At 67.1% G+C, this 6,000-nt stretch carries 7 protein-coding genes; 1 reads left to right on the forward strand and 6 read right to left on the reverse strand.

What is annotated here, in order from left to right; translation table 11 throughout:
- Window positions 1-388 precede the first annotated feature (388 nt).
- From paaE to paaA, 5 genes are read right to left on the reverse strand one after another with little or no spacing between them, the layout of a single operon-like run.
- Window positions 389-1,477: a 1,2-phenylacetyl-CoA epoxidase subunit PaaE gene (gene paaE, locus WT53_RS02660; RefSeq protein WP_034209525.1), complete on the reverse strand. Its 1,089-nt coding sequence runs from the start codon at window positions 1,475-1,477 to the stop codon at window positions 389-391.
- 2 nt (window positions 1,478-1,479) lie between these two features.
- Window positions 1,480-2,034 (reverse strand): 1,2-phenylacetyl-CoA epoxidase subunit PaaD, encoded by a 555-nt coding sequence (paaD, locus tag WT53_RS02665; protein ID WP_060258363.1) that lies wholly within the window; start codon window positions 2,032-2,034, stop codon window positions 1,480-1,482.
- A 25-nt stretch (window positions 2,035-2,059) separates the two neighbouring features.
- The gene (paaC, locus tag WT53_RS02670; RefSeq protein ID WP_060258366.1) at window positions 2,060-2,863 is read right to left on the reverse strand and encodes a 1,2-phenylacetyl-CoA epoxidase subunit PaaC; all 804 of its coding nucleotides are present in this window, start codon (window positions 2,861-2,863) and stop codon (window positions 2,060-2,062) included.
- Between the two features lie 10 nt (window positions 2,864-2,873).
- Entirely contained in the window at window positions 2,874-3,158 is a 285-nt protein-coding gene (paaB, locus tag WT53_RS33320) for a 1,2-phenylacetyl-CoA epoxidase subunit PaaB (RefSeq protein ID WP_034188015.1), read from the reverse strand.
- 36 nt (window positions 3,159-3,194) lie between these two features.
- On the reverse strand, window positions 3,195-4,193 hold the full coding sequence (paaA, locus tag WT53_RS02680; protein ID WP_059822936.1) for a 1,2-phenylacetyl-CoA epoxidase subunit PaaA: 999 nt from the start codon (window positions 4,191-4,193) through the stop codon (window positions 3,195-3,197).
- A 201-nt stretch (window positions 4,194-4,394) separates the two neighbouring features.
- Here paaA and WT53_RS02685 point away from each other — a divergent pair, with 201 nt between their 5' ends.
- Window positions 4,395-5,660: an SGNH/GDSL hydrolase family protein gene (locus WT53_RS02685; protein WP_060086678.1), complete on the forward strand. Its 1,266-nt coding sequence runs from the start codon at window positions 4,395-4,397 to the stop codon at window positions 5,658-5,660.
- Between the two features lie 114 nt (window positions 5,661-5,774).
- Here WT53_RS02685 and WT53_RS33970 read toward each other — a convergent pair.
- The coding region (locus WT53_RS33970) for a hypothetical protein (RefSeq protein ID WP_218921407.1) at window positions 5,775-6,000 on the reverse strand (226 nt) is incomplete at its 5' end.

Here is a 6,000-nt window from a genome sequence, read left to right on the forward strand (position 1 = left end):
CCGCCGGCGGGGCGGACGTTGAGACGTCCACCCCGCCGGCGGCCCCTAGGGTCTGTTTACATATGGAACGCACATGCGAATGCCCGAAATCGCTCGTAGGGCAAGGAGTGAGGAGCGCCGTTTGGCCGCGCCAAACAAGCGACGAACGACGCCGCCATACGGGCGATTTCGGGCATTCCCGTGACATGATTTTTTAATTTGGGGTTGCCACGAGAACGGCCGCTCGCGAGGCGCGCGACGCCGCGAATACTGACGTATTCGCAAGGAGCGCAACACGGCGAGCGGCCGTTCTCGTGGCAACGCATGCGCGTTCCATATGTAAACAGACCCTAGTGTAAGCGAGATGTGTGACGGCGAGAAACCGTCGGGCGCCGCGACGCGATGCCGCTCAACGTTCGTCGAAGCTCACGACGACCTTGTCGCTGATCGGGTGGCACTGGCACGTGAGCACGAAGCCGTCCTTCACTTCGTGGTCCTCGAGCGTGTAGTTCTTCTCCATCCGCACTTCGCCTTCGACCACCTTCGCGCGGCACGTGCAGCACACGCCGCCCTTGCACGCGTACGGCAGCGCGAGGCCGGCGCGCAGGCCCACGTCGAGCAGGCTCACGCCTTCGTACGGCAAACGCAGCTTGCGTTTCTTGCCGTCGAGCACGATTTCGAGGTCGGCGGCCGGCGTCTGGTCGGTGATCTCGACGACCGGCGCGCCGGCCTGCGGCAGCGGCGTGCCGAAGCGCTCGACGTGCACCTTCGCCTGCGGCACGCCGGCCGCCTTCAGCGCGGCTTCGGCGGCGTCCATCATCGGCGCCGGGCCGCAGATGAACGCCTCGTCGATCGCGTCGGCCGGCGTCAGCGTCGCGAGGAATTCCGCGCACTTCGCCTGATCGAGCACGCCGTTGAACAGCTCGACGTCCTGCAGGTCGTCGGACAGCACGTGATAGAGGACGAAGCGGTTCATGTAGCGGTTCTTCAGGTCCTCGAGTTCCTCCGCGAACATGATCGCGTCGACGCTGCGGTTGCCGTAGATCAGCGTGAACGTGCTGCGCGGCTCGAGTTCGAGCGTCGTCTTCACGATCGCGAGCACCGGCGTGATCCCCGAGCCGCCGGAAAACGCGACGTACTGCTTGCCGTGATCGGCGTTCAGGTGCGTGAAGAAGCGGCCGTCCGGCGTCATCACGTCGATCGTGTGGCCGGGCTTCAGCGTGTCGAACGCGAAGTTCGAGAAGCGGCCGCCGCGCACGCGCTTGATGCCGATGCGCAGTTCGCCGTCGCGGTCGTAGTCCGTCGTGCCGACGCAGATCGAATACGAGCGGCGCGTCTCCTCGCCGTCGATGTGGGTCTTCAGCGTGACGAACTGGCCTTGCGTGAAGCGGTACGCGTCGCGCAGCTCGGGCGGCACGTCGAACGAGACGGTCACGGCGTCGGCGGTCTCGGGCCGCACGTCGCGGATACGCAGCGGATGAAATTGCGGGGTCGCCATATTCAGTAGGGTTTGAAGTAGTCGAAGGGTTCGCGGCAGTCGACGCAGCGATACAGCGCCTTGCAGGCCGTGGACGCGAATTGCGCGAGACGCTCGGTGCGCGCGGAGCCGCAGCGCGGGCAGGCGGGCGCCGCGACCGGCCGCGGCACGAAGCGCACGACGTTCTCCCGCGGCGCGGCGCTGCCGCACTGGCCGGCCGGCGGCGCGATGCCGTACGCGCGCAGCTTGTCGCGCGCTTCCTGCGTGATCCAGTCGGTCGTCCACGCGGGCGCGAGCACCGTCTCGATCCGGTGCGGCGGCAGATCGGCGGCCTGCAGCGCGGCGGCGATGTCCTCGGCGATCTGCGACATTGCCGGGCAGCCCGAGTAGGTCGGCGTGATCACGACTTCGAGCCGGCCGTCGTCCGCGCGGCGGACGTCGCGCAGGATGCCGAGCTCGCGGATCGACACGACCGGGATCTCCGGGTCGGGCACGGCTTCCAGCACGTCCCACGCACGGGCGAGCAGCGGATCGTCGCGGTGCGCGGCGGGATCGGGGGCAGCGGTGTGGGCGGACATCGTCGGGCTCCGTGGCGTGGGCCGGTTACCAGCTCGCGCCGGGGTGCTGGCGCGCGAGGCTCTGCATTTCCGCGAGCAGATAGCCCATGTGCTCCGAGTGCTCGCCTCGCTTGCCGGTCGTCACATGCTTCACCGGCGCCGGCAGCATCAGCGTGGCCTCCGCGAGCGCATCGTCCACGTCCGCGCGCCACGCGGCCTCGATCGCGGCCGGTGCCGGGCCGATGCCCGCGGCGGCGATCGCGTCGTCGATCGCATCGGCGGCGAAGCATTCGCGCGTGTACGGCATCAGATAGTCGAGCGCGGCCTGCGCGCGGCGGTGCGATTCGTCGGTGCCGTCGCCGAGGCGCACGAGCCATTCGCGCGCATGCTGGACGTGATAGCGGGTTTCCTTCACCGATTTCGCGGCGATCGCAGCCAGTTGCGTGTCGGTCGACGTTTCCAGCGCGCTCCATACGTGCAGCATCAGCGCCGCGTACAGGAAGTTGCGCACGATCGTCACCGCGTAGTCCTTGTCGGCGTGCGCGGTGCCGGACACCGGGCCGTAGTGCGGCAACTCGGCGAGCGTGAAATTCGCGAACTCGCGCTCGGTGCGGAAGTACGCGTAGTCGTCCTCGGTCTTCGTCGCGCCGGTGAGCTGGCGCTCGAGTTCGGCCGCGTGCGTATACAGCATGCGCGCCTGGCCGATGAGGTCGAGGCTCATGTTGGTGAGCGCGATGTCTTCCTCGAGGATCGGGCCGTGGCCGCACCATTCGGCGTTGCGCTGACCGAGGATCAGCGCGTTGTCCGCGAGGCGCAGCACGTAGGAGAGGTGTTCGGGCGTGATCGTCATGGCGCGCGCGTTACATGTGGTTGACTTCGTCGGGCAGCGTATAGAACGTCGGGTGACGGTAGATCTTGTCGCCCGCCGGCTCGAACAGTTCGGCCTTTTCGTTCGGATCCGACGCGGTGATCGCCGACGACGGCACCACCCAGATGCTCACGCCTTCCTGGCGACGCGTGTAGACGTCGCGCGCCATGCGCAGCGCCATCGTCGCGTCGGCGGCGTGCAGGCTGCCGCAATGCTTGTGGTCGAGGCCCTGCTTGCTGCGCACGAACACTTCCCAGATCGGCCATTCCTTGTTCATCGCTTTCTCCTGATTCCTGAATTCGAGGGGTGCCGCTCAGGCGGCGTGCTGTTCGGCGCGGGCGCGGCGCTTCGCTTCGTGCGCGAGCGCGGCCTCGCGCACCCAGGCGCCGTCCTCGTGTGCTTTCACGCGAGTCGCGAGGCGCTCCTTGTTGCACGGGCCGTCGCCGTTGACCACGCGCCAGAATTCGTCCCAGTCGATCGTGCCGTAGTCGTAGTGGCCGCGCGCCTCGTTCCATTTCAGGTCGGGGTCGGGCAGCGTCACGCCGAGCACCTTTGCCTGGTCGACCGTCGCGTCGACGAATTTCTGCCGCAGATCGTCGTTCGAGATCCGCTTGATGCCCCATTTCGCGGACTGGCTGCTGTGGACCGAATCGGCGTCGCTCGGGCCGAACATCATCAGCACCGGCCACCACCAGCGGTCGACGGCCTGCTGGACCATCGCGCGCTGCGCGTCGCTGCCCTTCATCATCGACAGCAGCGCATCGAAACCCTGGCGCTGGTGAAACGACTCTTCCTTGCACACGCGGATCATCGCGCGCGCGTACGGGCCGTACGTGCAGCGGCACAGCGGGATCTGGTTCATGATCGCGGCGCCGTCGACCAGCCAGCCGATCACGCCGACGTCGGCCCAGGTCGGCGTCGGATAGTTGAAGATGCTCGAGTATTTCGCCTTGCCGGCGTGCAGTGCGTCGATCAGCGCATCGCGCGATACGCCGAGCGTTTCGGCCGCACTGTAAAGATAGAGGCCGTGGCCGGCTTCGTCCTGCACCTTCGCGAGCAGGATCGCCTTGCGCTTCAGGCTCGGCGCGCGCGAGATCCAGTTGCCTTCCGGCAGCATGCCGACGACTTCCGAATGCGCGTGCTGCGAGATCTGGCGTACCAGCGTCTTGCGATACGCGTCGGGCATCCAGTCCTGCGGTTCGATCTTGCCGTCCGCGGCCATCACCGCATCGAACCGCGCCTGCTCGGGCGACTCGGCTGCGGCGTCGAGCGGCGCGACGTTGCCGGGGATGTCGAGGGATTGCGTGTACATGGCGAAAGCTCTCGTCCGGTTGAATGTGTTGCGAAGTATAAACCAACCGACCGGTCGGTTAATAAATTTCTTGAGGATTTGCAGCGAGACTCGGGTAAACGAGGGGAATTGGGTGGAGATCAGGCGCCGCGAGTGCGGCCTCGCAAGTGAGCCTCGCGTCTTCTGCGGCACAATGCCCGCTTTCCGATGAGGATTTTGCCGATGTCATTTCGAAGCAGTTTCGCCGCGGTAGCGCTGGGCGCGGCCGTGTTCGTGTCGCCGCTTGCGGCGTCGGCCGCGCCGGCCGGTTGGGTCGCCGCGTGGGCGACCGCGCTGCAGCCGATTCCCGATCTCGCCTCCCCGACGCCGCTCTACCGCGCCCCCGACGTGGCCGGGCGGACCGTGCGCCAGATCGTCTACCCGACAGTGTCGGGGCGGGCCGCGCGGATTCGCGTGAGCAACGCATACGGTCGTGCGCCGCTGGTCGTCGAGGCCGCGAGCCTTGCGCGCGCCGGCGAAGGGGCGGCACTGGCCGGCGGCGCGGCGGTGCCGGTGCGGTTCGGCGGCAAGGCGTCGGTGACGCTCGCACCGGGTCAGGAGCTCGAAAGCGATCCGGTGACGATCGACGTGACGGCCGCGCAGCCGTATGCGATCGATCTCCGGATGGGGCCGAACCAGCGGATGACGGTCTGGCATCGCGTGTCGAACCAGTTCAACTATGTGTCTGGGCCCGGCGATCATGTGAGCGATCCGGCCGCCGTCGTGTTCCGCACCCGTTTTACTCAATATGCGTGGGTGACCGAGCTGGCCGTCGAAGTCGGTTCCGCGCATGCCAGCGTCGCCGCGATCGGCGACTCCATCACCGATGGGCTGCGCTCCAGCGTGAACCGGAACCGTCGCTGGCCCGACGCGCTCGCGCGCCGGTTGATGGCGTCGGGCGCCGATTCGATCGGCGTCGTGAATCTCGGCATCAGCGGGAACCGGTTGCTCAGCGATTCCGCGTGTTACGGCACATCGCTGGCGTCGCGGTTCGAGCGTGACGCGCTGTCGCGCTCGGGCGTGAAGGCGGCGATCGTGCTGATCGGGATCAACGACATCAACTTCGCGGCGATGCCGCCGCGCGCGGGGCTCGACTGCGATCACCCGCATACGCAGGTGACGGCCGCGTCGTTGATCGACGGCTATCGCCGGCTGATCGAGGCGGCGCACCGACAGGGCGTGAAGGTCTTCGGCGCGACGCTCACGCCGGCGGCGTTGCCGGCCGGACGCGAAGCGATTCGGCTCGAGGTGAACCGATGGATCCGCGGCGGCGGCGGGTTCGACGGCGTGGTGGATTTCGACGCGGTGCTGCGCGATCCGTCGCGCCCGAGCGTGCTGCAGCGCCGATACGATAGCGGCGACGGTATCCATCCGAGCGATGCGGGCTATGCGGCGATGGCCGACGCGGTGCCGATCGAACAACTGCGGGCTGCGGCGGGCGGCAAGTGACGCGCTTCTAGCTTCTATATATAGAGAGAAAGATTGCCGACGGCCTGCGAGCCGATAGCGCGACATCGTGCGTCGCACCCTAGCCTCCGTGCGCGGTAGCGCACGGAGGCTTTTTCAATCTTTCTTCACAAAAGGCTTGCGCGGACGGGGGCGGATGCATAGAATCACGCCTCTTTCGCGCCAACGGAAACGCGGTGCGGAAGGAAGGGAAGCGGTGCTCTGTTGAGGTTCGGAAGTCACGAGCCCGACGGCGCAGAAAGATGGCCCCGCAGTCGCAACGATGTAGTGCAGAAAGTTGTTGACGAGCTGCGAAACACGGTTCATAATCTCGCTTCTCTGC

The sequence above is a fragment of the Burkholderia sp. MSMB2157WGS genome, from assembly GCF_001532755.1.
GTDB lineage: Bacteria > Pseudomonadota > Gammaproteobacteria > Burkholderiales > Burkholderiaceae > Burkholderia.

Excerpts from the sequence above, each read along its gene's own strand:
- paaB (WP_034188015.1), bottom strand. The coding sequence starts at position 3,158 with ATGAACAAGGAATGGCCGATCTGGGAAGTGTTCGTGCGCAGCAAGCAG.
- paaE (WP_034209525.1), bottom strand. The coding sequence starts at position 1,477 with ATGGCGACCCCGCAATTTCATCCGCTGCGTATCCGCGACGTGCGGCCC.
- paaD (WP_060258363.1), bottom strand. The coding sequence starts at position 2,034 with ATGTCCGCCCACACCGCTGCCCCCGATCCCGCCGCGCACCGCGACGAT.
- paaA (WP_059822936.1), bottom strand. The coding sequence starts at position 4,193 with ATGTACACGCAATCCCTCGACATCCCCGGCAACGTCGCGCCGCTCGAC.
- WT53_RS02685 (WP_060086678.1), top strand. The coding sequence starts at position 4,395 with ATGTCATTTCGAAGCAGTTTCGCCGCGGTAGCGCTGGGCGCGGCCGTG.
- paaC (WP_060258366.1), bottom strand. The coding sequence starts at position 2,863 with ATGACGATCACGCCCGAACACCTCTCCTACGTGCTGCGCCTCGCGGAC.